At 71.4% G+C, this 26,179-nt stretch carries 18 protein-coding genes and 1 other RNA gene; 17 read left to right on the top strand and 2 right to left on the bottom strand.

Features of this window, described 5'->3' with window-relative positions; genetic code table 11:
* Positions 1 to 109: 109 nt before the first annotated feature.
* The 7 genes from ACIPVB_RS10215 to ffs all read left to right on the top strand — a co-directional run bounded on the left by ACIPVB_RS10215 (position 110) and on the right by ffs (position 9,263).
* Positions 110 to 1,042: an ROK family protein gene (locus tag ACIPVB_RS10215; RefSeq protein WP_400368650.1), complete on the top strand. Its 933-nt coding sequence runs from the start codon at positions 110 to 112 to the stop codon at positions 1,040 to 1,042.
* A 64-nt stretch (positions 1,043 to 1,106) separates the two neighbouring features.
* Positions 1,107 to 2,303, top strand: a complete 1,197-nt coding sequence (locus ACIPVB_RS10210) for an ROK family protein (RefSeq protein WP_400368648.1) — start codon at positions 1,107 to 1,109, stop codon at positions 2,301 to 2,303.
* Between the two features lie 137 nt (positions 2,304 to 2,440).
* Positions 2,441 to 3,799 carry an extracellular solute-binding protein gene (locus ACIPVB_RS10205; RefSeq protein WP_400368647.1) on the top strand — a complete coding sequence of 453 codons (1,359 nt, stop codon included), beginning with the start codon at positions 2,441 to 2,443 and terminating at the stop codon, positions 3,797 to 3,799.
* A gap of 2 nt (positions 3,800 to 3,801) precedes the next feature.
* The gene (locus ACIPVB_RS10200; protein WP_400368975.1) at positions 3,802 to 4,734 is read left to right on the top strand and encodes a carbohydrate ABC transporter permease; all 933 of its coding nucleotides are present in this window, start codon (positions 3,802 to 3,804) and stop codon (positions 4,732 to 4,734) included.
* On the top strand, positions 4,731 to 5,642 hold the full coding sequence (locus ACIPVB_RS10195) for a carbohydrate ABC transporter permease (protein ID WP_400368646.1): 912 nt from the start codon (positions 4,731 to 4,733) through the stop codon (positions 5,640 to 5,642). The genes ACIPVB_RS10200 and ACIPVB_RS10195 overlap by 4 nt, the downstream gene beginning before the upstream one ends.
* 27 nt (positions 5,643 to 5,669) lie before the next feature.
* A complete protein-coding gene (locus tag ACIPVB_RS10190) occupies positions 5,670 to 8,696 on the top strand; it encodes an alpha-mannosidase (protein WP_400368644.1) in 3,027 nt (1,008 codons plus the stop codon).
* A gap of 470 nt (positions 8,697 to 9,166) precedes the next feature.
* Positions 9,167 to 9,263, top strand: an RNA gene (gene ffs, locus ACIPVB_RS10185) — signal recognition particle sRNA small type.
* A gap of 27 nt (positions 9,264 to 9,290) precedes the next feature.
* On the opposite strand, the gene ACIPVB_RS10180 is transcribed toward ffs, so the two are convergent.
* Positions 9,291 to 9,959: an NUDIX domain-containing protein gene (locus ACIPVB_RS10180; RefSeq protein WP_400368643.1), complete on the bottom strand. Its 669-nt coding sequence runs from the start codon at positions 9,957 to 9,959 to the stop codon at positions 9,291 to 9,293.
* An 88-nt stretch (positions 9,960 to 10,047) separates the two neighbouring features.
* On the opposite strand from ACIPVB_RS10180, the gene pta reads away from it, so the two are divergent.
* Both pta and ACIPVB_RS10170 read left to right on the top strand, forming a co-directional pair.
* On the top strand, positions 10,048 to 12,189 hold the full coding sequence (gene pta, locus ACIPVB_RS10175) for a phosphate acetyltransferase (RefSeq protein WP_400368642.1): 2,142 nt from the start codon (positions 10,048 to 10,050) through the stop codon (positions 12,187 to 12,189).
* Entirely contained in the window at positions 12,186 to 13,433 is a 1,248-nt protein-coding gene (locus ACIPVB_RS10170; protein WP_400368641.1) for an acetate/propionate family kinase, read from the top strand. Before pta ends, ACIPVB_RS10170 begins: the two co-directional genes overlap by 4 nt.
* Positions 13,434 to 13,460: 27 nt before the next feature.
* Here ACIPVB_RS10170 and ACIPVB_RS10165 read toward each other — a convergent pair whose 3' ends face one another.
* The gene (locus ACIPVB_RS10165; protein WP_400368640.1) at positions 13,461 to 14,207 is read right to left on the bottom strand and encodes a GntR family transcriptional regulator; all 747 of its coding nucleotides are present in this window, start codon (positions 14,205 to 14,207) and stop codon (positions 13,461 to 13,463) included.
* Between the two features lie 168 nt (positions 14,208 to 14,375).
* Between ACIPVB_RS10165 and ACIPVB_RS10160 the strand changes: the two genes are divergently transcribed.
* The 8 genes from ACIPVB_RS10160 (at position 14,376) to recR (ending at position 25,795) form a co-directional block, all read left to right on the top strand.
* The gene (locus tag ACIPVB_RS10160; RefSeq protein WP_400368639.1) at positions 14,376 to 14,825 is read left to right on the top strand and encodes a PTS glucose transporter subunit IIA; all 450 of its coding nucleotides are present in this window, start codon (positions 14,376 to 14,378) and stop codon (positions 14,823 to 14,825) included.
* A gap of 31 nt (positions 14,826 to 14,856) precedes the next feature.
* Positions 14,857 to 16,422 carry a PTS transporter subunit EIIC gene (locus tag ACIPVB_RS10155; protein WP_400368638.1) on the top strand — a complete coding sequence of 522 codons (1,566 nt, stop codon included), beginning with the start codon at positions 14,857 to 14,859 and terminating at the stop codon, positions 16,420 to 16,422.
* Entirely contained in the window at positions 16,422 to 17,207 is a 786-nt protein-coding gene (gene nagB, locus ACIPVB_RS10150; protein ID WP_400368636.1) for a glucosamine-6-phosphate deaminase, read from the top strand. The genes ACIPVB_RS10155 and nagB overlap by 1 nt, the downstream gene beginning before the upstream one ends.
* The gene (locus ACIPVB_RS10145; protein ID WP_400368635.1) at positions 17,207 to 18,364 is read left to right on the top strand and encodes an N-acetylglucosamine-6-phosphate deacetylase; all 1,158 of its coding nucleotides are present in this window, start codon (positions 17,207 to 17,209) and stop codon (positions 18,362 to 18,364) included. The genes nagB and ACIPVB_RS10145 overlap by 1 nt, the downstream gene beginning before the upstream one ends.
* An 83-nt stretch (positions 18,365 to 18,447) precedes the next feature.
* Positions 18,448 to 19,182 carry an HAD family hydrolase gene (locus tag ACIPVB_RS10140; RefSeq protein ID WP_400368633.1) on the top strand — a complete coding sequence of 245 codons (735 nt, stop codon included), beginning with the start codon at positions 18,448 to 18,450 and terminating at the stop codon, positions 19,180 to 19,182.
* Between the two features lie 119 nt (positions 19,183 to 19,301).
* Positions 19,302 to 21,833, top strand: a complete 2,532-nt coding sequence (locus ACIPVB_RS10135; RefSeq protein ID WP_400368631.1) for a glycoside hydrolase family 65 protein — start codon at positions 19,302 to 19,304, stop codon at positions 21,831 to 21,833.
* Between the two features lie 510 nt (positions 21,834 to 22,343).
* The gene (locus tag ACIPVB_RS10130) at positions 22,344 to 25,202 is read left to right on the top strand and encodes a DNA polymerase III subunit gamma and tau (protein ID WP_400368629.1); all 2,859 of its coding nucleotides are present in this window, start codon (positions 22,344 to 22,346) and stop codon (positions 25,200 to 25,202) included.
* Complete coding sequence (gene recR / locus ACIPVB_RS10125; RefSeq protein ID WP_056229546.1) at positions 25,202 to 25,795, top strand: recombination mediator RecR; 594 nt, start codon at positions 25,202 to 25,204, stop codon at positions 25,793 to 25,795. The genes ACIPVB_RS10130 and recR overlap by 1 nt, the downstream gene beginning before the upstream one ends.
* Positions 25,796 to 26,179: the final 384 nt, after the last annotated feature.

The following is a 26,179-nucleotide window of genomic DNA, read 5'->3' as shown; positions in this document are numbered from 1 at the left end:
CCTGCGTCCCGTCGCACGGGGCCGGAATCGGCGGAGCGCACAGACGTCACTCGGCTGATCCCCGGGCCCCTAGGATCGGGGAGCGTTGGTCCAGCCGAGGAGCCCGCGCATGTCGCACACCACCCCGTCCCTATCCGCTTCGACGCACGTGCTCGCCGTCGACGTCGGGGGCACGAAGGTCGATGCCGCCGTCGTCTCGCTCTCGGGCGAGGTCGAGCGCGCGAGCGTGACCCGCCGCCCGACCGGGCGCACCGCCGATCGCGACGAGATCGCACGCCACATCCGCGAGGCCGCCGCCGAGGCGCTCGCCGCGGTCCCCGGCGCCCGGATCGGGGGCATCGGGGTCGGCAGCGCGGGTCCGGTCGACCTGCCCTCGCGATCGGTCTCTCCGCTCAACCTCCCGCTCGCGGCGGGGCTGCCCATCGACGAGGTGCTGGGTGGGCTGGTCGACGGTCCGATCCGCCTCGCGCTGGACGGCACGTGCATCGCGCTGGCCGAGCATTGGCGCGGAGCCCTGGTCGGGTGCGAGGACGCGATGGCCATCGTGGTGTCCACCGGGGTCGGCGGCGGTCTGATCCTGGGCGGGCGGCCCGTACCGGGGGCCAGTGGCAACGCCGGGCACCTGGGGCAGACCTTCGTCCGTACCGTCGAGGCCGGCGAGGTCGTGGCATCCACCCTCGAGGCGGTCGCCGCCGGTCCCGGGACGGTCGCCTGGGCGCGGTCCCGGGGGTGGCAGGGCGAGACCGGTCTCGACCTCGCCGCCGCCCACGCGGCGGGCGAGGAGATCGCGATCGCGGCCGTGATCCGGTCGGCGACCGCGGTCGGCCAGGCGATCGCGGCGGCCGCCACCCTCTGCGACCTCGAGGCCGTCGCGATCGCCGGGGGCTTCTCGCAGGTCGCCCCCGACTACATCGATCGGGTGCGCGCGGCCGCGCAGGCGGCGTCGCTGCACGCGTACGCGCGTCGCTGCCGCATCGTCGGATCGGGCCTGGACGGCGACGGTCCGCTGCTGGGTGCGGCGGCTCTCGTTCTGCAGACCTGAGGCCGGGTCTACCCTGAGAGACCGAGGGGCCCGCGCCGCGGACCGGCGAGCAAGGGCGGGGAACATGCGGACGGGGTCCAATCTGCCGGCCGTCGGCGAGTACAACCAGACGCTCGTGCTCGACCTGATCCGCCGCGCCCCCGAGGGACTGAGTCGGGTCGAGCTGGCGGCGCGGACGGGCCTCAGCGCCCAGACGCTGAGCAACGTCACCCGGCGCCTCGCCGACGAGGGGCTGATCATCGAAGCTGGGAAGGTCATCTCGGGTCCGGGCAAACCCCGGACGCTGCTGAAGCTCGAGCCGCGGTCTCGGTTCGCCGTGGGGGTGCACCTCGACCCGGTCGTCGACACGGTCGTCGTCGTCGACATGGCGGGCGAGGTCATCGCCCACGACGAGATCTCCGGGCTGCGCGAGGTCGCCTCGGATCGTCTGGTGGAGGCGGTGAGCGTCGCCGTCGACGCCATCGTCGCGCGCGCCGGAGTGGATCGCGACCTCGTGCTCGGTGTCGGTGTCGCCGCTCCCGGCCCGTTCGACGCGCGCGGGGGTCGCCTGCTCGATCCGCCGCTGCTGCCGCAGTGGCACAACATCAACGTCCGCGAGGACCTGGGCGCGGCCGCGGGGCTCCCGGTCATCGTCGAGAAGGACGTCACGGCGGCCATGGTGGGCGAGATGTGGTTCGACCGCTCCGACGCGCTGAGCGATGCGATGTTCCTGTACTACGGCGCCGGCGTCGGCATGGGGCTGGCGGTGGCGGGTGCCCCGGTGCGCGGGCGAACGGGCAACGCCGGCGGCATCGCCCACGTGGTCGTGGACCCGGACGGACCGCTGTGCCTGTGCGGGTCGCGGGGGTGCCTGGGCGTCTCGATCGAGCCGCGCGTGCTCATCGCCGAGGCCGGCTACGTCGGCGGCGACGCGCGCGCCGATCTCGACCGCCTGGTTCGCGACGCGCGCGACCCGCGGCACCCGGCCGCCGCGGTCCTGCGCCGGACGGGGGAGCGGATCGCGCGCGCCCTGGTGGTGACGAACAATCTCCTCGACGTCGACGAGGTGGTGCTCGGCGGACCGGTGTGGGAGCGGCTCGCGGGCGTCCTCGCCGATGTCGTCGCCGAGCAGGTCGCGGCCGACGCGGCGTCGACGGCGACGCTGCCGATCGTGGTGCGCCGCTCCGTGGTCGGGCTCGACGTCGCCGCGGTGGGAGCCGCGTGCCTGATGCTGGACGGCGCGTTCGCCGCGCGTCCGGCGCGCATGATGATCGCCCTCTGAGGCGATCGGCCCCCGTGCACAGCCGCGCGTGTCCCGATCGTTATCACGGACACGAAACGAAGACTTGCCGGATTAGTCCATTTGATTTATAAAAGGTTCTGGCGACGCGGTGTCTCCACCCGAGCAAGGGAGCTTCAATGAAGAAACTGACGATGGCGACCGGTCTTCTGACCGCCACCGCCCTGACCGTGGCACTGGCCGGTTGCTCCGGTGGCAGCGGCGACGCGGCGGACTCGAACACGATCCGTGTCGCGTACCAGACCACGGCGACGTTCGACCAGATGCAGACGCTGATGGAGAACGCGAAGGAGCAGTACGAGGCCGCGAACGAGGGCATGACCGTCGAGCTCGTCCCGATCCAGGCCGAGGGCGCCGACTACTACACGAAGCTCGCGCTGATGAACAAGTCGGCCAGCACCGCTCCCGACGTCCAGTACGAAGACACGTTCAAGATCCAGTCCGACGCCGCCGCCGGCTACCTGCTGCCCCTCGACGACTACCTGGCCGAATGGGAGGACTGGTCGCAGTTCGCCGACGGTGCGAAGCAGGCCGGCCTCGGTGCCGACGGCATGACCTACGGCGTCTCGCTCGGTACCGACACGCGCGGACTCTGGTACAACAAGGCTCTCTTCCAGGCCGCCGGCATCCCGGTGCCGTGGCAGCCCGAGACCTGGGACGACGTGCTGTCGGCCGCCGAGAAGGTCAAGGCCTCGAACCCTGACGTGATCCCCCTCAACGTCTACTCGGGCAAGACGGCCGGCGAAGCGGCATCCATGCAGGGGCTCGAGATGCTGATGTACGGCACCGAGGACACCCTGTACGACACCGACAGCAAGAAGTGGGTCGTCGGCAGCCAGGGCTTCAAGGACTCGCTGCAGTTCATCAGCGACGTCTACCAGGGCGGTCTCGGCCCGTCGTTGCAGCAGGCGCTCGACCCCAACATCTTCACCAGCGTGACCGCGGACTGGCTGCCCTCCAGCACGCTCGCCATCGCGCTCGACGGCTCGTGGCAGTCGGCCGCGTGGGTCGAGGGCGGCACCGCCGTCTGGCCCGAGTGGAGCGACGCCCTCGGCATCGCGGCGATGCCCACGCAGAACGGCCAGGCCCCCGGCACCACCAGCATGTCCGGCGGCTGGACGCTGGCCATCGGCAAGAACACCGCGAACGCGGATGCCGCGTGGGACTTCCTCTCCACCGCGGTGAACAAGCAGAACGCCACCGCCTACGGCATCGACAACAGCCAGATCGCGGTGCGCGCCGACGTCGCCGAATCCAGCGAATACCTCGACGCCAACCCGAGCTTCGAGACCTTCTCGAGCTTCGTCGACACCACCCACTTCCGCCCGGCCACCGAGGACTACGACAAGATCTCCAACCAGATCCAGGTCGCCATGGAGGCCGTCATGACCGGCCAGTCCAGCGTCGACGACGCAGCCGCCGCCTACGACCAGGCCGTCATCGGCATCGTGGGCGAAGACAACACGCAGCAGGGCTGATGATGACCGCCCTGGCTCAGACCGGGGCGACCGGAACCGGCCGGGGGTCGCGCGCGAGGGCGCGCGGCCTCCGGTCGTCGGTCCGGGCGCTCCCCCTCCTGCCGGCAGCCCTGCTCCTGGCGGTGTTCCTGCTCGGTCCCATCCTGGTGTCGCTCTGGGGCTCGCTCACCAACGCGACGCTGTCGGGATCGACGGCCGTCGCGAGCGAGTTCATCGGCTTCGACAACTACACGCAGCTGTTCGCGTCCGCCGACTTCCCCGTCTCGGTGATCAACACCATCGTGTTCGTGTTCTTCTCCGCCGTGATCGGCCAGAACGTGCTCGGTCTCGCCCTGGCGCTGATGATGCGCTCGGGCAACCGTGTCGTCACCGCCGTCGTCGGCACGATCGTCGTCACGGCCTGGGTGCTCCCCGAGATCGTCGCGGCCTTCGCCGCCTACGCCTTCTTCCGCGACAACGGCACGCTCAACGCCGTGCTGGCCGTTTTCGGGATCGAACCGGTCAGCTGGCTGTTCACGATGCCGGTGCTCATGGTCATCTTCGCCAACATCTGGCGCGGGACGGCGTTCTCGATGATGGTCTACTCGGCCGCCCTGTCCGACGTGCCGCCCGAGATCACCGAAGCGGCCGAGGTGGACGGGGCCAGCGGCCTCAAGCGGCTCGCGCTGGTGACGATCCCCATGATCCGCTCCACGATCGGCACGAACTCGATGATCGTGACGCTGCAGACCCTGTCGGTCTTCACACTCATCTTCGTCATGACCGGCGGTGGTCCCGGCACCAAGAGCACGACCCTGCCGATCCTGGCGTACCAGCAGGGGCTGAAGTTCGGCGAGCTGGGGTACGGCACCGCCATCGCCACGATCATGCTGCTCATCGGCGCGATCTTCTCGTTCTTCTACGTCCGCGCGCTGCGCGAGGAGGTCTCGTCATGAGCGCCACCACCACGCTCCCCGAGGTCACGGGTCGCACACGCTCCGCCGCGCGCCCGCCGAGGCGCACCCGGGCCTCGCTGTCGTCGCCCCGCACCCGCGTGCTGCGGGTGGTCTCGAACACGCTGCTGATCGTCGTCGGCATCCTGTTCGTGTTCCCCCTGGTCTGGCTGGTGACGGCGTCGCTCGATGCGCAGCCGACGCTGGCGATCAAGATGCCCGAGGTCGTCACGCTCGACAACTTCGCGGCCGTGATGAAGCCCGATCTGCTGTTCCTGCCCCTGTGGAACAGCGTGCTGCTGGCCGGCGGCACCGCCATCGCGACGGTGGTGCTCGCCTCGCTGGCGGCCTATCCGCTGTCCCGCTACAAGATGCGCGTCGGCAAGCCCTTCCTCTACGCGGTGCTGTTCGGCACGTGCCTGCCGATCACGGCGATCATGGTGCCCGTCTACAGCCTGTTCGTGCAGCTCAACCTCATCGACTCGATCGGCGGCACGATCCTCTTCCTCACCGCGAGCGCCCTGCCCATCGCGATCTGGATGATGAAGAACTTCATGGACGGCGTCCCGGTCGAGCTGGAGCACGCGGCCTGGATGGACGGCGCGGGATCGATGCGCACCCTCGTGCAGATCGTGCTGCCGCTCATGCGTCCCGGCATCGCGGTGGTCTTCATCTTCACCTTCATCCAGGCGTGGGGGAACTTCTTCGTCCCCTTCGTGCTGCTGCTCAGCCCCGACTACCAGCCGGCCGCCGTCAGCATCTTCAACTTCTTCGGCTCGTTCGGCGCCGTGGCCTACGGCCAGCTCGCGGCCTACTCGATCGTCTACTCCCTTCCGGTCCTCGGCCTGTACGTCCTCGTGCAGCGCGGATTGGGCGGCCCGTCGGCTCTCGCCGGCGCGGTCAAGGGCTGACCCGTCCCCCCAGACAAGGAATCCTTCATGCACGACCGCACCGCGCTCATCGAGATGCGCATCGAGCGTTTCGTCCGCGAGCGTCTCGCCCCCGCCGTCTACCGCGCCCGACAGCCCCTCGACATCTCCGCCTGGGAGGCGCCGGGCGAACCGGTGACCTTCGCCGAAGCGGTGGATGCCGACTACCGCCCCTTCGCGGTGGGAACGCCGTGGGGCCGGGCGTGGGGCACCACCTGGTTCGCCGTGTCGGGTGAGGTCCCGGCCGCGTGGCGCGACGGCTCGGGGGCCCTTCCCGAGGGCACGGTCGCCGAGTTCGTCGTGGACCTCGGCTTCACGGCCGGCCAGAGCGGCTTCCAGTGCGAGGCGTTGATCTGGAACCGCGACGGTGCGCCGATCAAGGGCATCTCACCGTTCAACAACGCCACGGCCGCGGCGATCGACGCCGACGGACGCGTGGACGTCCTCGTCGAGGCCGCATCGAACCCCGACGTGGGGAGCCTCTTCACCTTCGAACCGACCCCGGTCGGCGATCCCGCGACGGCGGGCGATGCGCCTCTCTACGTGATGCGCGAGATGTCGATCGGGCTCCGCGACGTCGCGGTCTGGGAGCTCCTGCAGGACTACCGCCTGCTGCACGGTCTGATCGCCGAGCTCGACGCCACCTCCGCGCGTCGCGCGACGCTGCTGGAGGGGATGGATGCCGCCATCGACGCGGTCGACCCCGACGACGTCGCGGGCACGGCGCAGGCCGCTCGCGACGTGCTGGCGCCGTTGATGGCCGCGCCCGCGGCATCCAGCGCCCACGTCCTGCACGCGGTCGGGCACGCCCACATCGACTCGGCGTGGCTGTGGCCGGTGCGCGAGACCGCGCGCAAGGTCTCGCGCACGTTCAGCAACGTGCTCTCGCTCATGGACGAGGACCCGGGGTTCGTGTTCGCGAGCTCGTCGGCGCAGCAGTTCGCGTGGATGAAGGAGCACTATCCGGCCCTGTGGGAGCGCCTGAAGATGCGCGTCGCGGAGGGCCGCTTCGTGCCCGTGGGGGGCATGTGGGTCGAGTCCGACACCAACATGGTGGGCGGCGAGGCGATGGCCCGACAGTTCGTCGAGGGCAAGTCGTTCTTCCTCGAGGAGTTCGGCATCGACACCGAAGAGGTGTGGCTGCCCGACTCGTTCGGCTACAGCGGTGCCCTGCCGCAGATCATGAAGGCCGCGGGGGCGCGCTGGTTCCTCACGCAGAAGATCTCGTGGAACGAGACCAATCGCATCCCCCACCACACCTTCCGCTGGGAGGGCATCGACGGCTCGCGCATCTTCACCCACTTTCCCCCGGTCGACAAGTACAACTCCGAGGTCACCGCGGCCGACCTCGCCCACGCCGAGCGCAACTTCGCCGACAAGGGCCGTGCGCGCACGTCGCTCCTGCCGTACGGCTTCGGCGACGGCGGTGGCGGACCCACCCGCGAGATGACCGCGACGATCGCCCGCACCCACTCGCTCGAGGGCACGCCGGTCGTGAAGCATTCGACCCCGCGCGAGTTCTTCGAGACGGCCGAGGCCGAGTACGCCGATCCGGCCGTGTGGGCGGGGGAGCTGTACCTCGAGTTCCACCGCGGCACCTACACCAGCCAGCTGCGCACCAAGCAGGGCAACCGCCGCAGCGAGCACCTGCTGCGCGAGGCCGAGCTGTGGGCGGCGACCGCGACCGTGCGCACCGGCGCCGAGTACCCGGCCGAGGCCTTCCGGCGGCTGTGGCGACTGGTGCTGCTGCAGCAGTTCCACGACATCCTGCCCGGCACCTCGATCGCCTGGGTGCACCGCGACGCCGAGCGCAACTACGCGGCCATTGCGGCGGAGCTCGAGCAGATCATCGCCGGGAGCCTGCGCCAGCTGGTGGGCTCCGGAGATCGCGCCGTGGTCGCCAACGCCGCCCCCCACGCCCGCGCCGGAGCTCCGGCGCTCGGGATCGCGGCGGCCCCCTCGGCGCGCGACGTCACTCCGCGTGCCGAGGGGGCGGGTTTCGTTCTCGACAACGGCGTCGTCCACGCGGTGATCGACGGGCGGGGCCTGCTCATCTCGCTCGTCGAGGTGGCATCCGGTCGTGAGGTCGTGCCTGCGGGCCAGGTGGCGGGACTGTTCGAGGTCTTCCGCGACACCCCCACCCAGTGGGACGCGTGGGACATCGACGAGACGTACCGTCGCCACGTCACCCCCCTCGATCAGGCGGATGCGGTACGCGCCGACGGCGACGAGGTGGTGGTGGAGCGTTCGTTCGGCGATTCCACGATGGTGACGCGCTTCGCGCTCGCTGCGGGAGCGCGGACCGTGCGGCTGTCCCTCGACGTCGACTGGCACGAGCAGCAGAAGCTGCTCAAGCTCGGCGTCCCCGTCGACGTGCACACCGACCGGGCGGCATCCGAGATCCAGTTCGGGCACATCACACGTCCCACCCACACGAACACGTCGTGGGACGCGGCCCGCTTCGAGACGGCCGCGCACCGCTGGGTGCGGGTCGCGGAGCCGGGCTTCGGGGTCGCGGTGACGAACGACTCCACCTACGGCCACGACATCACCCGCCATGCGAGCGAGGCTGGTGGCACGTTCTCTCTCGTGCGGCTGTCGATCATCCGCTCCGCGATGTTCCCCGACCCGGGCCAGGACCAGGGTGAGCACCACCTCGAGGTGGGCATCGTCGTCGGCGCCGACGTGGTCGACGCGGTCGCCGAGGGGTACCGCACCAACCTGCCCGAGCGCACGGTGACGGATGCCGCGGAGGAGTCGGTCGCGCCGCTGGTGTCGATCGACCAGCCCGGTGTGGTGGTCGAGGCCGTCAAGCTCGCGCAGGACGGCTCGGGAGACGTCGTCGTGCGTCTCTACGAGGCGCTGGGTCAGCGCACGCACGCGCGCCTGGAGGCCGGTTTCGACGTCGCCGACGTCACCGAGACCGACCTGTTGGAGCGCAAGGTGGATGCCGTCGCGGTCGCCGCCGTCGCGGGCGGCGCCGTCGACCTGGAGCTGCGCCCGTTCCAGCTGGTGACGCTGCGGCTGTCGCGCTGATCGGAGAGACGCGGTGCGGCCGGGGAGCGTGATGCCCCCGGCCGCACCGTCATCCGCTTGAGGCATTACGCGCTTTCCGAGCGGCCAAGGCTTGAAAACGGCGACGAAGGCCGCGAACCTCTCTCGTGTGTAGAGCCCCGGGTCGCTGAGGAAGCGTCCGACCTCGTCGCGAACTGCGGGGAAGGCCAGCGTCAACAGGGCGACGACGAGACCGGCCAATGCGGCGAGTGCCGTGCTGACGAAGACGGCACTGGCAGTCTCGCGGAAGGCCGCGTCGAGCCTTCGGTGCGTCCGGCGAACCATTTCCCCAAGCCTCCCAGCGCATCTCCTTCGCGATCGACTCGCTGATCTGCCCAAACGAATTGCGGGGCCCCGTTGCGCGAGCTGCGGGGCCCTCGACATCGGTCGCGGCTGTTCGGCTGTGGAACTGTGACGCGCCACGAGCTCGCCATGACGTCGGGTAAGCTGTACTCGGCTCTCCGCGTGGCGGTATCCCGGCCAACTCCCCCAGGACGGAAACGTAGCAAGGGTAACCAGGCTCTACCGGGTGCGCGGAGGGTCTTTTCTTTTGCCCCGAAGCGGGATGCCGCGGGCTCAGCCGCGGGCGAAGGGGCCGTCCAGCACCGCCCACTGCAGCAGCATGATGGTCTTGGCATCCTGGATCGATCCGTCGCGGATCCCGGCGAGGGCGTCGTCGATGCCGTACTCGAGGATCTCGATCTCCTCTCCCTCTTCGGCCAGGCCGCCACGGTCGCCCTCGCGGGTCGACCCGTCGTAGGCGGCGGCGAAGAAGTGCAGGCGCTCGGTGACCGATCCCGGACTCATGTAGACGTCGAAGACGTGCTCCACGTCGTCGACGCGGACGCCGGTCTCCTCCTCGGCCTCGCGACGGATCGCGGTGACCGGGTCGTCGTCGTCGAGCAGCCCCGCGGCCGTCTCGACGAGCATGCCGTCGGGATGGTCGTTGACGTAGACGGGGTAGCGGAACTGCCGCGTCAACAGCACCGTGCGCCGAGCCGGGTCGTACAGCAGGATCGTCGCTCCGTTGCCGCGATCGTAGGTCTCGCGCTTCTGCGTGACCCATTCTCCGTCGTCGCCGCGGTAGCGCAAGGTCGTCGCGCGCAGCACGTGCCATCCGGCGGCGAGCAGCTCGACGTCCTCGACCCGCACGCGCGGGTTGCGGTCGAGGTCGAGCCCGGTGAGGTGCAGGCCGGTGCGGCCGCGGTGGTCGGGCACGGTGGTTCCGGGCGCGGGTGAGGTCACGCTCGTGAGCCTAGACGGGTGGCGTCCCGATGACTCGACGCCGAAGCAACCCCGAGGCGATGTCGGAGCCCCGCAATAGGCTGATCGCGTGACGCAGAGCATCTACATCACGTCGGCCGAAGGTCATTCGGGTAAATCCTCCGTGGCTCTGGGAGTCCTCGACGCCCTGAGCCGCGTCACCCCGCGCGCGGGGGTGTTCCGCCCCATCGCGCGCTCCACCGCCGAGCGCGACTACGTGCTCGAGATGCTGCTCGACCACGACAGCGTCGATCTGGCGTACGACGACTGCGTGGGCGTCACCTACGACGACGTGCGCGACGACGCCGACGCGGCGCTGGCCCGCATCGTCGAGCGCTACAAGGCCGTCGAGGCGCAGTGCGACGCCGTCGTCGTCATCGGCAGCGACTACACCGATGTCGGCAGTCCCGCCGAACTCGCCTACAACGCCCGCATCGCCGCCAACCTGGGCGCCCCCGTGCTGCTCGTGCTGGGCGGTCGGGCGCAGCAGGGCCACGGCGAGACACTGGGTCTGTCGGTCGCCCGCACTCCGCACGAGGTCGGACAGATCGCCTCGCTCGCGATCTCCGAGCTGCAGCACGAGCGCGCGGCCCTCTTCGCCGTCATCGCGAACCGTGCGGACGCCGATCACCTGGACGAGGTCGTGGCATCCGTGCGCCAGGTGGTCGATGCGAGCGCGCCCGCGGGCGCCGACGGCCGGACCGTGCCGGTGTGGGCCCTGCCCGAGGACCGCTTCCTCATCGCCCCCTCGGTGCGCGGTGTCCTGCGCTCGGTCGAGGGAGAGTTGATCAAGGGCGACCCGGCGCTGCTCACGCGCGAGGTCCTCGGCGTGGTCGTCGCCGGCATGTCGATGGTGAACGTGCTGCCGCGGCTGCAGGAGTCCGCGGTCGTCGTCATCCCCGCCGACCGCACCGAAGTGCTGCTGGCGGCGCTGCTGGCGAACGCGTCGGGCACCTTCCCCTCGCTCGCGGGCATCGTGCTCAACGGAGGGTTCGAGCTGCCCGACGCCATCGTGCGCCTGATCGACGGCCTGGGGTCGGCGCTGCCGATCATCGCCACCGACCTCGGCACGTACGACACCGCCGTGCGCATCATGAACACGCGCGGGCGCCTCGCGGCCGACTCGCAGCACCGTTACGACACCGCCCTGGCGCTGTTCGAGCGCCACGTCGACACCGAGCTGCTCACGCGCGAGCTGGGTGTGGCACGCCCCAGCGTCGTGACGCCGCTGATGTTCGAGTACGGCCTGGTCGACCGCGCGCGCACCGACCGCCGCCGCATCGTGCTGCCCGAGGGCAACGACGACCGCGTGCTGCGGGCCGCGGCGACGGTGCTGGCGCGAGGGATCGCCGACCTGACCATCCTCGGCGAACCGATCGAGGTGCGCGGGCGCGCGATCGAGCTCGGCATCGACATCCGCGACGCCGAGGTGCTCAGTCCCTTCGACGCCGTGCACGTCGACAAGTTCGCCACCGAGTACGCGCGGCTGCGCGCCCACAAGGGCGTCACCTACGCCCAGGCCGCCGACACCGTCACCGACGTGTCGTACTTCGGCACGCTGATGGTGCACCTGGGCCTGGCCGACGGCATGGTGTCCGGGGCCGCGCACACGACGGCGCACACCATCCGTCCCGCGTTCGAGATCATCAAGACCGCCCCCGGCGTCTCGGTCGTGTCGAGCGTGTTCCTCATGGCCCTCGCCGACCGCGTCCTGGTCTACGGCGACTGCGCCGTCATCCCCGATCCCACCAGCGAGCAGCTCGCCGACATCGCCGTGTCGTCGGCGGCGACGGCCGAGCAGTTCGGCATCTCTCCGCGCGTGGCGATGCTGTCGTACTCCACGGGGGAGTCCGGCACCGGGGCCGATGTCGAGAAGGTGCGCACCGCCACCGCTCTCGTGCGCGAACGTGCCCCCGAGCTGCTGGTCGAGGGTCCCATCCAGTACGACGCCGCCGCCGACGCCGCGGTGGCCCGTGCCAAGATGCCCGGGTCCGAGGTCGCGGGCCGCGCGACGGTGTTCGTCTTCCCCGACCTGAACACGGGCAACAACACCTACAAGGCGGTGCAGCGCTCGGCGGGCGCCGTGGCCATCGGCCCGGTGCTGCAGGGGCTCAACAAGCCGATCAACGACCTGTCGCGCGGAGCACTCGTCGACGACATCGTCAACACGATCGCCATCACCGCGATCCAGGCCCAGGGAGGCACCCGATGAGCGTCGTCCTCGTGGTCAACAGCGGATCGTCGTCGTTCAAGTACCAGCTGCTCGACATGGCGACCGAGAGCGTGCTCGCCGTCGGCCTGGTCGAGCGCATCGGCGAGCCGGCGACCGGCGCGGGCTCCGGGGGCGTGGCGACGCACACGGTGAAGGCCGCCGCCCTCGCCGCCGCCGACGGTCCCGCGCCCACGGTGACGGATGCCACGAGCACCATCGAACGCGAGATCCCCGACCACACCGCCGGCTTCGCCGTCATGCTCGAGGCCTTCGCCGCCCACGGGCCCTCGCTCGAGCGGTACGCGCCGGTCGCCGTCGGCCATCGCGTGGTGCACGGCGGGGCGCGGTTCTTCGCGCCCACCGTGGTCACCCCCCTCGTCGAGATCAACATCGACGAGCTCTCGGTGCTCGCCCCCCTGCACAACCCCGCCAACCTCGCGGGCATCGTCGCGGCCAAGAAGGCGTTCCCCGCCGTGCCGCACGTGGCGGTGTTCGATACCGCCTTCCACCAGTCGCTCGCGCCCGAGGCGTATACGTACGCCATCGACCGCGAGCTGGCCGAGGCGCACCGCATCCGCCGGTACGGCTTCCACGGCACGAGTCACAAGTTCGTCAGCGAGGCCGCCGCGGCGTTCGTCGGTCGGCCCCTCGCCGCGCTGAAGCAGATCGTCTTCCACCTCGGCAACGGGGCCTCGGTCACCGCGATCGAGGGCGGTCGCTCCGTGGACACGTCGATGGGCCTCACCCCGCTCGAGGGCCTGGTCATGGGCACCCGCTCGGGCGACCTCGATCCCGCGGTGCTCCTGCAGCTGGCTCGCCGTGCCGATCTGTCGATCGCCGATCTGGACACGCTGCTGAACAAGCGGTCGGGACTTCTGGGCATCGCGGGCGTCTCCGACATGCGCGACATCACGCAGCGGCGGGAGGCCGGCGACCCGGCGGCGCGGCTCGCGTTCGACGTGTACATCCACCGCCTGCGCGCGTATGCCGGCGCCTACCTCGCCCAGCTCGACGGCGTCGACGTCATCTCGTTCACCGCGGGGGTGGGCGAGAACGCCGCGGCGGTCCGTGCCGAGGCGATGGCGACGCTCGGTTTCGCGGGTGTCGAGATCGACGCCGAACGCAATGCGGCCCGGGGGCGCGGCATCCGTCGCATCTCCACCGACTCCTCGCGTGTCGAGGTGCTCGTGGTGCCCACCGACGAAGAGCTCGAGATCGCGCGGCAGACGCTGTCGGTCGCCTGAGCGCGGGGGAGCGGCGCGCCGCGCCGTTCAGGCTCCGGCGAGGGCCATGTGCACCTGGTACCGGTCGCCGCGGTACCAGGAGGTGACGTACTCCACGGGCATGCCCGCCGCGCGCGAGGTGCGGCGGAACACCAGGGCGGCTGTTCCGGCGGGCACGTCGAGGGCGTCGGCGACGCCGCCGTCGACGGTGTCGGCCCAGACGGTCTGCTCGGCCGCGTCGATGCGTACGCCGTAGCGTTCGGCGAGCACCGCGTACAGCGAGGCGGTGAGGTCGCGGTCGCCGAGGTCGTGCGCGGCGCGGGGGGAGTACCACCCCGTCTCGAGGGCCATGGGGATGCCGTTGGCCAGGCGCAGGCGGTCGATCGACCACGCGTGCTCGCCCTCGTCGAGTCCGAGCGCCGCGCGCACCTCGAGCGGGGGGACCGCGTGCTCGATGCGGCGGACCAGGGTGGTGGCGACCATTCCGCGGCGTCGCATGTCCTCGGTGAACGAGGCCAGGTGCAGCTGCGACTGCACGCGTTCGCCGGCGACGAAGGTGCCCTTGCCCTGCACGGTGTAGAGCTTCTGCTCCTCGATGAGCTGGCGCAGGGCTTCGCGCACGGTGGCCCGGCTGACGCCGTGCCGGCTCGCGAGGTCGCGCTCGGAGGGGATGGCGGCGTGCGCGGGCCACGTACTGCCGATGTCGGTCAGAAGGATCGCGCGCAGCTGGGCGTGCTTGGGGATCGGGCCGGGGGTGACGGCGGTCGGTGCGTCGGCGTCTCGGAGGCGGGGCATGACGGCATCGGCTTTCGGTGTTGACACGGCCACCCCGACCCCGTACTTTCACTGGTACGTACCAGTCCGAGCCAGTGGGCGGATCGTGCAGAGGAACGGCGTTCCTCTCCAGCCTAAACGGGGACGGTGGTGCGGACCGTCGAACCGCCGTCTCATCGAGGAGTACCCGTGCCCGCTGTCCATTCCCCGCTCGTGGGAACCGTCCTGAGCCTCGCCGCCGTCCCCGACGCGCTCTTCGCGCAGGGCGCCATGGGGCCCGGTGTCGCCATCGACCCGCCCGCCGAGGTCGTCGACGCGGTCGCGCCGATCGACGGCACGCTGCTGCAGGTCTTCCCCCACGCCTTCGTCGTCGTCGGCGACGACGGTCTGGCCGTGCTCGTGCACCTGGGCCTGGACACGGTGCAGCTGAAGGGTGCGGGCTTCACCGCGTTCGCCGCGAAGGGCGACCGCGTCACCGCGGGCGCCCCGATCATCGCCTACGACGTCCCCGCCGTGCGTGCCGCCGGGCTCGCCACCGTCGTGCCGGTCGTCGTACTCGAACGCCCCGCCGCCGACGTCACGGTGCTCGCCGCCGAGGGCGACGCCATCGCCCCCGGTGCCCCTCTGCTGTCCGTCTGACCCCTCCTTCACCGTCGAGAGAGAACCCGCCATGACCACCACCGCCCCCGCCGCCCGTCGGCGCGGCATCCCGGGCTTCGCCCAGATGCAGCGCCTGGGCAAGAGCCTCATGCTGCCGATCGCCGTCCTGCCCGCGGCCGGCATCCTGCTGCGCCTCGGCCAGCCCGACCTGCTCGGGCAGATCGACCTGCCGGTGATCGGCCCGTTCTTCCAGGCGATGAGCGCCGCCGGCGGTGCGCTGTTCGACAACCTCGCCCTGTTGTTCGCCGTCGGCGTGGCGATCGGCTTCGCGAAGAAGGCCGACGGCTCGACCGCGCTCTCGGCGGTCGTCGGCTATCTCGTGCTCGCGAACGTGTTCACGGCCATGTCGCCGGTCGTCCTCGCGGGGCAGACGACGGCGGCGGGCGATCAGGTGCAGATCGACTACAGCGTCTTCGGCGGCATCGTCATCGGACTGCTCACGGCATGGCTGTTCGACCGGTACCACACCATCCAACTGCCCTCGTATCTGGGCTTCTTCGGCGGACGCCGGTTCGTCCCGATCGTCGTGTCGCTGGCGAGCCTGGTCGTCGGCTTCGGGCTGAGCTACTTCTACCCGATCTTCAACACCGGCCTCACCGGTCTCGGCGCCTTCATCGGCGGCACCGGCGCTCTGGGCGCCTTCGTGTACGGCTTCACCAACCGCATGCTCATCCCGGTGGGACTGCACCACATCCTCAACTCCTACGTGTGGTTCCTGCAGGGCTCCTACACCGAGGGCGACGGCAGCGTCGTCACCGGAGAGCTCACGCGTTTCGCCGCGGGCGATCCCACGGCGGGTGCGCTCACCTCGGGCTTCTACCCGGTGCTGATGTTCGGTCTGCCGGCCGCCGCCCTGGCGATGATCCACCTCGCCAACCCCGCACAGCGCAAGGCCGCGATCGGCATCCTCGGTGCGGCGGGCCTGACCGCCTTCCTCACCGGCGTCACCGAACCGCTCGAGTTCGCCTTCATGTTCGCCGCGTTCCCGCTCTACGTCGTGCACGCCGTGCTCACCGGCATCTCGCTCGCCGTGGCCTACCTGCTCGACATCCACCTCGGCTTCTCGTTCTCGGCGGGACTGTTCGATCTGCTGCTGTACGGCACCGCGCCGGCGGCGAACAACGTGTGGATGCTGGTGGTCATGGGCGTGGTCTACTTCGCCGTGTACTACCTGCTGTTCCGCCTCGTCATCAAGAGGTGGAACCTGCGCACCCCGGGGCGCGAGGACCTCTCGGCCCCCGCGGCGGAGGCACCCGCGGTGGATGCCGAGACCTCGGCACCGGTGGCCGGAGCGTCGCAGCCGGTCACGGCATCCGCCCCCGTCGTCGTCGCCCCGGCGGCGGAGGAGTCCCTCGCCGAGCAGTTGATCGCGGCCTTCGGAGGCCGTGACAACCTCACGCACGTCGACGCGTGCATCACGCGTCTGCGCATGGAGGTCGCCGACCGTACCCTGGTCGACCACGCGCGCCTCAAGCAGCTGGGCGCCGCCGGGGTGCTCGAGGTCGGCGACAACGTGCAGGCGGTGTTCGGCCCCCGCGCCGAGATGCTCAAGAACGACATCATCGAGGTGCTGTGATGGAGGTCGTCATCGTCCCCCGCCCCGAGGATGCCGCGATCCTCGTCGCCGACGCGTACTGCGCGCTGCTGGACCGCACGCCCGACGCCGTGCTCGGGCTGGCCACCGGATCGACGCCGTTGCCCGTCTACCGCGAGCTCGCGCGGCGGCACCGCGGCGGCGGACTCAGCTTCGCGCGGGCCCGGGCCTTCCTGCTCGACGAGTACGTGGGGCTTGCGGCCGGTCATCCCGAGCGCTACCGCGAGTTCATCCGCACCGAACTGGAACGTCACGTCGATTTCGCCCCCGAGGCGATCATCGGTCCCGGCGATCTCGACATGGATCCGCTCGAGGCGGGGCCCGCCTACGAGGAGCGGATCCGCGCGGCGGGGGGGATCGACCTGCAGATCCTGGGGATCGGTTCCGACGGTCACCTCGCCTTCAACATGCCGATGTCGAGTCTGGCCAGCCGCACCCGTGTGAAGACGCTGACCCCCCGCACACGGCAGGACAACGCGCGGTTCTTCGACGGCGACCTCGACCTCGTGCCGACGCACTGCCTCACCCAGGGGCTCGCGACCATCCTCGACAGCCGGCACGCGATCATGCTCGGCTTCGGGCGGGGCAAGGCGCAGGCCGTGCGCGAGGCCGTCGAGGGTCCGCTGTCCTCTCGCTGGCCCGCATCGGCGCTGCAGCTGCACCCGCACGCCACCGTCGTCGTCGACGAGGATGCCGCGAGCCAGCTCGCCTTCGGCGAGTACTACCGCACCACGTACGCCGGCAAGCCGGCGGGGCAGGGGCTGTGATGCGCCTGCGCGCCGCGCGCGCCCTCATCGCCGGGGCGTTCGTCGGGCCGGTCGTGCTCGAGGTCGACGGGGGACGCATCGTGCGCATCCGCCCGGCGACGGGTGAAGAGGACGTCGACCACGACGTCGTGGACGGAGTGCTGTCGGCGGGGATGCTCGACCTGCAGGTGAACGGCTCCTTCGGCGTCGACGTCGCCGCGGCCGACGCCGAGGGGTGGCGCACGCTGCTCGGCGGCCTCGCCGAGCGGGGGGTGACGGGTGTCGAACCGACCGTCATCACCGCGCCGCTGCCCGACACGGTCGCGGCCCTCGAGCGGATCGGCCGTGCACGCGACGCCTTCGCGGGCGAGTCGGTCGCGCGGGTCCTCGGCGCGCACCTCGAGGGGCCGTTCCTCGCCCCCGCGCGAAAGGGCGCGCACCGCGCCGAGCACATGCTGGCGCCGGAGCCTGCGCATCTGGACACCCTCTTGGCGCGGCCCGCCGCGCGCGAGGCGCTGCGCACGATCACTTTGGCTCCCGAGCTTCCGGGCGCGATCGAGGCGACCCGGCGGCTGACCGGTGAGGGCTACGTGGTGGCCGTCGGCCACAGTGACGCCACCGCCGCGCAGGTGCACGCCGCGGGCGACGCCGGAGCGACGATGACGACGCACGTCTTCAACGCGCAACGCCCCCTCTCGCCCCGCGAACCCGGGGTGCCGGGAGCCGTCCTCACCGACGACCGGTTCTTCGTCGGCACGATCATCGACGGCCGGCACCTCGATCCGAGCGTCGTCTCGCTCGTGCTGGCGAGCGCGGGGCGCCGCACGGTCGGCGTGACCGACGCGATCGTGACGGCGGGGACCGACGCCGGCGAATGGCTCGACTTCGGCGGGCAGCCCGTCGCGAACGATCCCCACGGCCTCGGTCGCCGCCGCGACGGCACGATCGCGGGCGCCGGCATCGTGCTCGACGAGGGCGTACGTCGCATGATCGCCGCGGGGCTGGATCCCGCGGCGGTGCTGGCGGCCTGCACCGAGAACGCCGCGCGCTCCCTCGGTCGCACCGACGTCGGGCACATCGCCGAGGGGGCCACGGCCGACCTCGTGCAGTGGGATGCCGCGTGGCATCCGTCGCGAGTGTGGATCGGTGGACGCGCGCTGACGCCGACCGCGCGCTGAGACCCGCGGACCGGCCCCGCCGCTACGCTGGAAGGGCGGCGCACCGGGCGCCCGCGCCACCGCACCCCGATCTGGAGCCCGCCGTGACCGAGAGTCCCGACCTGCCCGACCTCACCGCGTTCGAGGGGGTCCTGTTCGACCTCGACGGTGTGCTCACCCCCACCGCCGAGGTGCACATGCGGGCCTGGAAGACCATGTTCGACGAGCTCTTCGCGGCGTGGAGCATCGAGCCGGCGTACACCGACCGGGACTACTTCGAATACGTGGACGGCAAGAAGCGCTACGACGGGGTCGCGAGCCTGCTGCGCAGCCGCGACGTCGAGGTCCCCTGGGGCGACCCCTCGGACGACCCGTCGGAAGACACCGTCTGCGGCGTCGGCAACCGCAAGAACGAGGTGTTCTCGCGCATCCTGCGCAGCGAGGGCATCCGGCCGTACCCGGGATCCGTCGCGCTGCTCGACCGCCTGCAGGCGGCGGGCACCCCCATCGCCGTGGTCTCCAGCTCGAAGAACGCCGTCGAGGTGCTCGAGGCGGCCGGGATCCGCGACCGCTTCCCCGTCGTGATGGACGGGGTGGTGGCCGAGCGCGACCACCTCGCCTCCAAACCCGCCCCCGACGTGTTCGCCGAGGCCGCGCGCATGCTGGGCGTCGATCCGGCCCGCAGCGTGGCCGTCGAGGACGCCCTCAGCGGCGTGCGCTCGGCCGCGGCCGCCGGCTACGGCGTGGTCGTCGGCGTCGACCGCGGGGTCGGAGCGGACGACCTCGCCGCCGCCGGCGCCACCGTGGTCGTCGACGACCTCGCCGCGTTCGTAGACTGAGCCGTCGCCCTCCCGCGACCGCCCCTCGACGCCGCCGGCGCCGAGACCCCGCACCACCCGCGCGCACGGCCCCCCTCCGTCGCGCGGCGCCCGAACCCGCCACCGGAAGGCACCTCCCGATGATCGATCGCGATCGTTTCCCCATCGACGAGTGGCGACTCGTCGAAACCGAGTTCTCGATCGACGACGTGGGGGTCACCGAGACCCTCTTCGCCGTCGGCAACGGCTATCTCGGACTGCGCGGCAACTCGATCGAAGGCCGCTTCGCCCAGGAGCAGGGCACCTTCATCAACGGGTTCCACGAGACCTTCCCCATCCGCCACGCCGAGCAGGCCTACGGCTTCGCCGAGGTCGGGCAGACGATCATCAACGCACCGGATGCCAAGGTCATGCGCGTCTACGTCGACGACGAGCCGCTGTCGCTCGACGTCGCCGACGTGCGCGAGTACGAGCGGGTGCTCGACATGCGCCAGGGCATCCTGCGCCGCAACCTGCTGTGGGTGACGCCCTCGGGCAAGCGCGTGCGCATCGAGGACGAGCGCTTCGTGTCCTTCGACGAGAAGCACCTGGCCGTGCTGCGTCTGACCGTCACGGTCCTCGACGCCGACGCCCCGGTCGTGGTCAGCAGCCAGCTGCTGAACCGTCAGGACGGCGAGGGCATCTACGGCGGATCGCCCATGGCATCCGCCAAGGACGGCTTCGACCCCCGCAAGACCGAGAAGCTGTCGGACCGCGTGCTGCAACCGCGCGAGTACTGGCAGGACGCCAACCGCTCGGCGCTCAGCTACGAGGTGAGCGAGTCGCACATGACGCTCGCCGTCATCGCCGACCACCTGGTCGACACGCAGAACGAGTACACCGCCCGTCAGCTCGTCGAGCCGGACATCGCCAAGAACGTCTTCCGGGTGCAGGCGCGCGCCGGCGTCCCGACCACCATCACCAAGCTCGTCAGCTACCACACCTCGCGCGGCGTGCCCGCCGGAGAACTGCTCGATCGCTGCCGCCGCACCCTCGACCGTGCCGTCGAGACCGGGGTCGACGGTCTCGTCGACAAGCAGATCGCCTGGTACGCCGACTTCTGGGACCGTTCCGACGTGCGCATCGGCGGACACGGCGACCTGCAGCAGGCAACGCGCTGGTGCCTGTTCCAGCTCGCGCAGGCCGCGGCCCGTGCCGACGGTCAGGGTGTGCCGGCCAAGGGCGTCACCGGTTCGGGCTACAGCGGCCACTACTTCTGGGACACCGAGGTGTACGTGCTGCCGTTCCTGGCGTACACCTCGCCGCTGTGGGCGCGCAACGCGCTGCGCATGCGCTCGCTCATGCTGCCGGCCGCGCGCAAGCGCGCGCACCAGCTCAACGAGGCGGGGGCGCTCTTCCCGTGGCGCACGATCAACGGCGAAGAGGCCTCGGCGTACTACGCCGCCGGCACCGCGCAGTACCACATCAACGCCGACGTCGCGTACGCGCTGGCCAAGTACGTCCGCGCCACCGGCGACGAGGAGTTCCTCGCGCGAGAGGGCGTGGACATCGCCGTCGACACCGCGCGGCTGTGGTCGACGCTCGGGTTCTGGCGCTCCAGCGACGACGCCTCGGACGGCGAGCACGACTCGTTCCACATCCACGGCGTCACCGGGCCCGACGAGTACACCACCGTCGTCAACGACAACCTCTTCACCAACGTCATGGCGCGCTTCAACCTGCGCTTCGCCGCCCGGACCGTCCGCGACCTGGCCGAGAACGACCCCGACGCGTACGCCCACATGGCCGACCGCATGAACCTCGACCCCTCGGAGCCCGAGCGGTGGGAGCGCGCCGCAGAGGCGATGCACATCCCGTTCAGCGAGGCTCTCGGCATCCATCCCCAGGACGCGGTGTTCCTCGAGCGCGAGATCTGGGACCTCGAGAACACCCCGCCCGACCAGCGTCCCCTGCTGCTGCACTTCCACCCGCTGGTGATCTACCGGTACCAGGTGCTCAAGCAGGCCGACGTCGTGCTCGCGCTGTTCCTGCAGGGCAATCACTTCACGGATGCCGAGAAGCTCGCCGACTTCGAGTACTACGACCCGCTCACCACGGGCGACTCGACGCTGTCGGCGGTCGTGCAGTCGATCCTCGCCGCCGAGGTGGGCTACCAGGACCTCGCGCTGGAGTACTTCCGCCAGGCCGCGTTCGTCGATCTCGGCGACCTGCACCACAACGCCTCCGACGGCGTGCACGTCGCCTCGGCGGGCGGGGTGTGGACGGCACTCGTGAGCGGCTTCGGCGGGATGCGCGACCACTTCGGCCGCCTGACCTTCGACCCGCGTCTGCCGGCGGACTGGCCCGAGCTGTCGTACGTGCTGCACTGGCACGGCACGCGCCTGCACGTCACCCTCACCGCGGGGGCGCTCACCCTCTCGGCCGGATCGACGGGCAAGCCGGTCGAGTTCGCGGTGCGCGACGTGGACTACACCGTCGCCCCCGGCGAGACCGTGCGCGTCGCCCTGCACGGCCAGGGTCCCGTGCGGCCGGGCCGCCCCTCGATCCGTCAGCTCGAGGGGTCGGTGCGCGAGGACGGCACGCTGCTGTCGGCCTCGGTGCCGATCGTCACGGCGACCATCCCGGTCGTCAACGACGACGATGCGCCGATCCCGGTGGGCTTCGACGACTGATCCTCCTTCTCGGAGCGCGGCGGCATCCCTTCACGGGTTGTCGCCGCGTTCCGCGTTCCGCGGTGGCGCGGGCGCGCGTGGATGTGGTCACGAGAACAGGGCGACGTGTCGAGAACAGGCCGACGTGCGGCGGATCGTTCTGTTCTGGTGAATCGTCCTGTTCTGGGGACGGGGTGGGGTCCGACGTCCCGTCCGGTCACGAGAACAGGGGACGCGGACGGGGTGGGGTCCGATGTCCCGTCCGGTCACGAGAACAGGGGACGCGGACGGGGTGGGGTCCGATGTCCCGTCCGGTCACGAGAACAGGGGACGCGGACGGGGCGGGGTCCGACGTCCCGTCCGGTCACGAGAACAGGGGACGCGGCGAAGACAGGGGGATATGCGGCGGATCGTCCTGTTCTGGTGGATCGTCCTGTTCCGGTGACTGCCCGGGACCCGGCATCCGGTGTCCCGCGGGGCGCGACCGACCTCGGCGGAGGCGATGTCGGAGGGACGCCGTAGGCTGGAGGAGTGACGACAGCCCTGTACCGCCGATACCGCCCCGAGGCGTTCGGCGAGATGATCGGGCAGTCGCAGGTGACCGAGCCGCTCATGACCGCTCTGCGCAGCGACCGCGTCGGTCACGCGTATCTGTTCTCGGGTCCGCGCGGCTGCGGCAAGACCACCTCGGCGCGCATCCTGGCGCGCTGCCTCAACTGTGCGGCCGGTCCGACCGACACCCCCTGCGGTGTCTGCGACAGCTGCGTCGAGCTCGGGCGCGGGGGCGGTGGGTCGCTCGACGTCGTCGAGATCGACGCCGCCAGCCACAACGGTGTCGACGACGCCCGTGATCTGCGCGAGCGCGCGATCTTCGCCCCGGCGCGCGACCGCTTCAAGATCTTCATCCTCGACGAGGCCCACATGGTCACGCAGCAGGGCTTCAACGCCTTGCTCAAGCTCGTCGAAGAACCGCCCGCGCACGTCAAGTTCATCTTCGCGACCACCGAGCCCGAGAAGGTGCTGGGCACCATCCGGTCGCGAACCCACCACTATCCGTTCCGTCTGGTACCGCCGGCCGCGATGCTCGAGTACGTCCAAGAGCTCTGCGAGACCGAGGGGGTCGGTGTCGAGGCCGGGGTGCTGCCGCTGGTCGTGCGTGCCGGTGGGGGGTCGCCGCGCGACACGCTGTCGCTGCTGGACCAGCTCATCGCCGGTTCCGATGCGGATGCCGCGGGACACGTCCTCGTGCGGTACGAGCGCGCCGTCGCGCTGTTGGGCTACACCCACTCCGAACTGCTCGACGAGGTCGTCGACGCGTTCGCCGCGGGTGACGGCGGGGGAGCCTTCGCTGCGGTAGACCGGGTCGTGCAGACGGGGCAGGACCCCCGGCGCTTCGTCGACGATCTGCTCGAGCGTCTGCGCGACCTCATCGTCGTCGCCGCCACCGGTGCGGGCGCCTCCGCCGTCCTGCGGGGCGTGCCCGACGACGAGCTCGAACGCATGGCACGCCAGGCGACGGCCTTCGGCGTCACGCGTCTGTCGCGCACGGCCGACCTCGTCGTCGCGGCGCTCGACGAGATGACCGGGGCGACCTCGCCGCGCCTGCAGCTCGAGCTGCTCGTCGCCCGCGTGCTGACCCACGCCGGGTCGGCGCAGGGCGCGTCCCCGGCGGTCGTGCACGACCTCGACGTGGCGCGCGCGGGGTCGGCCGCCGTGGCCCCCGCGATCGGACGACCCGCCTCTCCCGCCGCCGACATCGCCGCGCCGGGCGATGCTCCGGCGCGCGCGGCATCGCCGGCCGTGGCATCGCCGGGCGCGGCACCGGCCGGTGCGCCACCGCGCGTGGCGTCCCCCGCCGCTCCGCGCGTCGCCGCCCCGGCTGCGGGGTCGTCGCCGGGTGTCACGTCGCCGAGTGTTGCGTCGCCGAGCGTGGCGTCGCCCGGTGTGGCAGCGCCGGTCGCGTCGCCGGGTGTGGCGTCGCCGAGCGTGGCGTCGCCGGGGGTGGCCTCGCCGGTCGCGTCGCCGGGGGTGGCCCCGCCCGGTGTGGCGGCGCCGAGCGTGGCCTCGCTCGATGCTGCTCAGCCGCGGGCGGCGGCGTCGTCGGCAGGCGCTCCGCCGCGCATCGCGGCGCCCGGATCGGCGGGTTCTTCGTCGTCGGACCGCGCCGCTTCGGCGCCCCCGCGTACATCCGAGCCGGCGCGGCCGGTCTCGACCGACGACGACGCTCCGCCGCCCTTCACCGACGACGACGCGCCGCCGCCCTTCGACGAGGACGCCCACCCGTTCGACACTGCGCCCACTCCCGGCTCCCCCTCGCGCGATGCGGTGGCGGACGAGCCTGCGGCGCCCGTACAGACACCGTCCGTCCCTTCGACGACTCCGCCCACCGCCGACGAGTCCGCAGCCGGAACCGAGACGTCCCCGGTACCGGCGACCGCGGCCGAGACGGCCCCCGCCGAGACGGCCCCCGCCGAGACGGCCCCCGCCGAGACGGCCCCCGCCGAGACGGCCCCCGCCGAGACGGCTTCGTCCGACACGGCTTCGTCTGGGACGGCCCCCGACGCCGACGCCTCGCCCCTCGAGCCCGTCGCCCCCACCCCGCCGGTCACCCCCAAAGGACCCATCGAGCTCGCCCACGTGCGCGATGCCTGGCCCGAGGTCCTCGGCCAGCTCGAGGTCGCGAGCCGTTCCTCGTGGCTCACGGTGTCGACCTCGACCGTTGCGGCGTTCGACGACGACGTGCTCACCCTCGCCTTCCGGACGACGTCCGATCTCACGGCGTTCAAGACCCGCACACCCGAGGGCGGTCCGAGCGAAGACCTCCGGCAGGCCATCCAGGCCGTGCTCGGCATCCGCGTGAAATACCTCGCCCGGCTCGACGGCGATGCCGGGCCCGGTGGCACGCCGCGCGGTCCGGCCGGTCCGGGGCAGGGCGGTCCGGGAGCAACCCGCGGTCCGGCAGCAGCCCGCGGTCCGGCACCCGGCCCACGCGCCGCCGCCTCGGCGCCCTACGCCTCGTCCGTGACCGAGTGGGCGGTCGCGCCGATCCCCTCCTCCGACGGTGCCGGCGCGCCCGCCGCGACGGCCCTCGCCGTCGACGACGAACCCGCCGAGGCGACCGCCGCTCCCGTCGCCCCCCTCGCCCCCGAAGGCGTCGTGCTGCCCGCGCGCGAGGTGACCCCCTCGGTCCCGGCTCCCGACGAGGTCGACGACGACGACGTCATCCCCCCCGCGGACCGGGACGAGGCGCCCCTTCCCCCGGTCGTGGTTCCGCGCATGCCTCCGCTCAGCGGTGGCGTCCAGCGCTACGGCGAAGCCGTGGTCCGCCAGATGCTCGGGGCGACCTACGTGCGCGACGAGCCCTACGAGCCCCCGACGAGGTTCAGCTGATGTACGACGGCATCGTGCAAGACCTGATCGACGAGTTCGGTCGCCTTCCCGGTATCGGGCCGAAATCGGCGCAGCGCATCGCCTTCCATATCCTGCAGTCGCCCAGCTTCGACGTCTCCCGGCTGTCGACCCTGCTCGGCGAGATCCGCGACAAGGTCAAGTTCTGCGAGATCTGCGGCAACGTCTCCGAGCAGGACCGCTGCTCGATCTGCCGCGACCCGCGCCGCAACGCCACCCTCATCTGCGTCGTCGAGGACGCCAAGGATGTCGCCGCCATCGAGCGCACACGAGAATTCCGCGGGCTCTATCACGTCCTCGGCGGAGCGATCAGCCCCATCGCTGGAATCGGCCCCGACGATCTCCGCGTCACGCAGTTGATGCAGCGTCTCGCCGACGGAACGGTGCAAGAAGTCATCCTCGCGACCAATCCGAACCTCGAGGGAGAGGCGACGGCCACCTACCTCAGCCGGCTCCTGCACACCCTCGAGATCCGCGTCACCCGGCTGGCCTCCGGCCTGCCCGTGGGCGGCGACCTCGAATACGCCGACGAAGTGACGCTGGGCCGCGCCTTTGAGGGACGCCGTACGCTCTGACGCCCCGCCGGACCCCGCCTCCAGTGTGCTCCGGCGCGGCCCGGCGCCGAACGATGCCCCGATCCGAGCAACGGGATGCCGGCATCCCCCCGCTGGGCATCCCGTTCCTCCGCTCGGGATCCCGCCCTCCGCCCCGTCTCAGCGCGAAAAGAGCGGCACGGTTCCGCACCCCCGCCCTCCGCCCCGGCGCCCCGGCGCACCCGGCCCCGCTCCGCCTCCCGCAAGCTCGCCCGGGCGCCCGCTTCGCGCGCACGATGCCTCGACCTCGGAAGATGTCGCGATGCGTGAACGATTCGGCGCGGATGTTCCGAGCTCCACGCCGTTCTCCGAGATTCGCCCCGCGCGGTCACACGAGATTCGCCCCGCGCGGTCACATGGGAGCCG

This window comes from Microbacterium sp. NPDC090007 (assembly GCF_044748345.1).
Lineage (GTDB): Bacteria > Actinomycetota > Actinomycetes > Actinomycetales > Microbacteriaceae > Microbacterium.
The sequence above is the reverse complement of the archived record's forward strand: the minus strand, read 5'-3'. Positions and strand labels throughout refer to the sequence as shown.

What these genes read in the sequence shown, in the direction of transcription:
- ACIPVB_RS10215 (WP_400368650.1), top strand. Translation starts at nt 110, where the DNA reads ATGTCGCACACCACCCCGTCCCTATCCGCTTCGACGCACGTGCTCGCC.
- ACIPVB_RS10210 (WP_400368648.1), top strand. Translation starts at nt 1,107, where the DNA reads ATGCGGACGGGGTCCAATCTGCCGGCCGTCGGCGAGTACAACCAGACG.
- ACIPVB_RS10205 (WP_400368647.1), top strand. Translation starts at nt 2,441, where the DNA reads ATGAAGAAACTGACGATGGCGACCGGTCTTCTGACCGCCACCGCCCTG.
- ACIPVB_RS10200 (WP_400368975.1), top strand. Translation starts at nt 3,802, where the DNA reads ATGACCGCCCTGGCTCAGACCGGGGCGACCGGAACCGGCCGGGGGTCG.
- ACIPVB_RS10195 (WP_400368646.1), top strand. Translation starts at nt 4,731, where the DNA reads ATGAGCGCCACCACCACGCTCCCCGAGGTCACGGGTCGCACACGCTCC.
- ACIPVB_RS10190 (WP_400368644.1), top strand. Translation starts at nt 5,670, where the DNA reads ATGCACGACCGCACCGCGCTCATCGAGATGCGCATCGAGCGTTTCGTC.
- ACIPVB_RS10170 (WP_400368641.1), top strand. Translation starts at nt 12,186, where the DNA reads ATGAGCGTCGTCCTCGTGGTCAACAGCGGATCGTCGTCGTTCAAGTAC.
- ACIPVB_RS10165 (WP_400368640.1), bottom strand. Translation starts at nt 14,207, where the DNA reads ATGCCCCGCCTCCGAGACGCCGACGCACCGACCGCCGTCACCCCCGGC.
- ACIPVB_RS10155 (WP_400368638.1), top strand. Translation starts at nt 14,857, where the DNA reads ATGACCACCACCGCCCCCGCCGCCCGTCGGCGCGGCATCCCGGGCTTC.
- nagB (WP_400368636.1), top strand. Translation starts at nt 16,422, where the DNA reads ATGGAGGTCGTCATCGTCCCCCGCCCCGAGGATGCCGCGATCCTCGTC.
- ACIPVB_RS10145 (WP_400368635.1), top strand. Translation starts at nt 17,207, where the DNA reads ATGCGCCTGCGCGCCGCGCGCGCCCTCATCGCCGGGGCGTTCGTCGGG.
- ACIPVB_RS10135 (WP_400368631.1), top strand. Translation starts at nt 19,302, where the DNA reads ATGATCGATCGCGATCGTTTCCCCATCGACGAGTGGCGACTCGTCGAA.
- recR (WP_056229546.1), top strand. Translation starts at nt 25,202, where the DNA reads ATGTACGACGGCATCGTGCAAGACCTGATCGACGAGTTCGGTCGCCTT.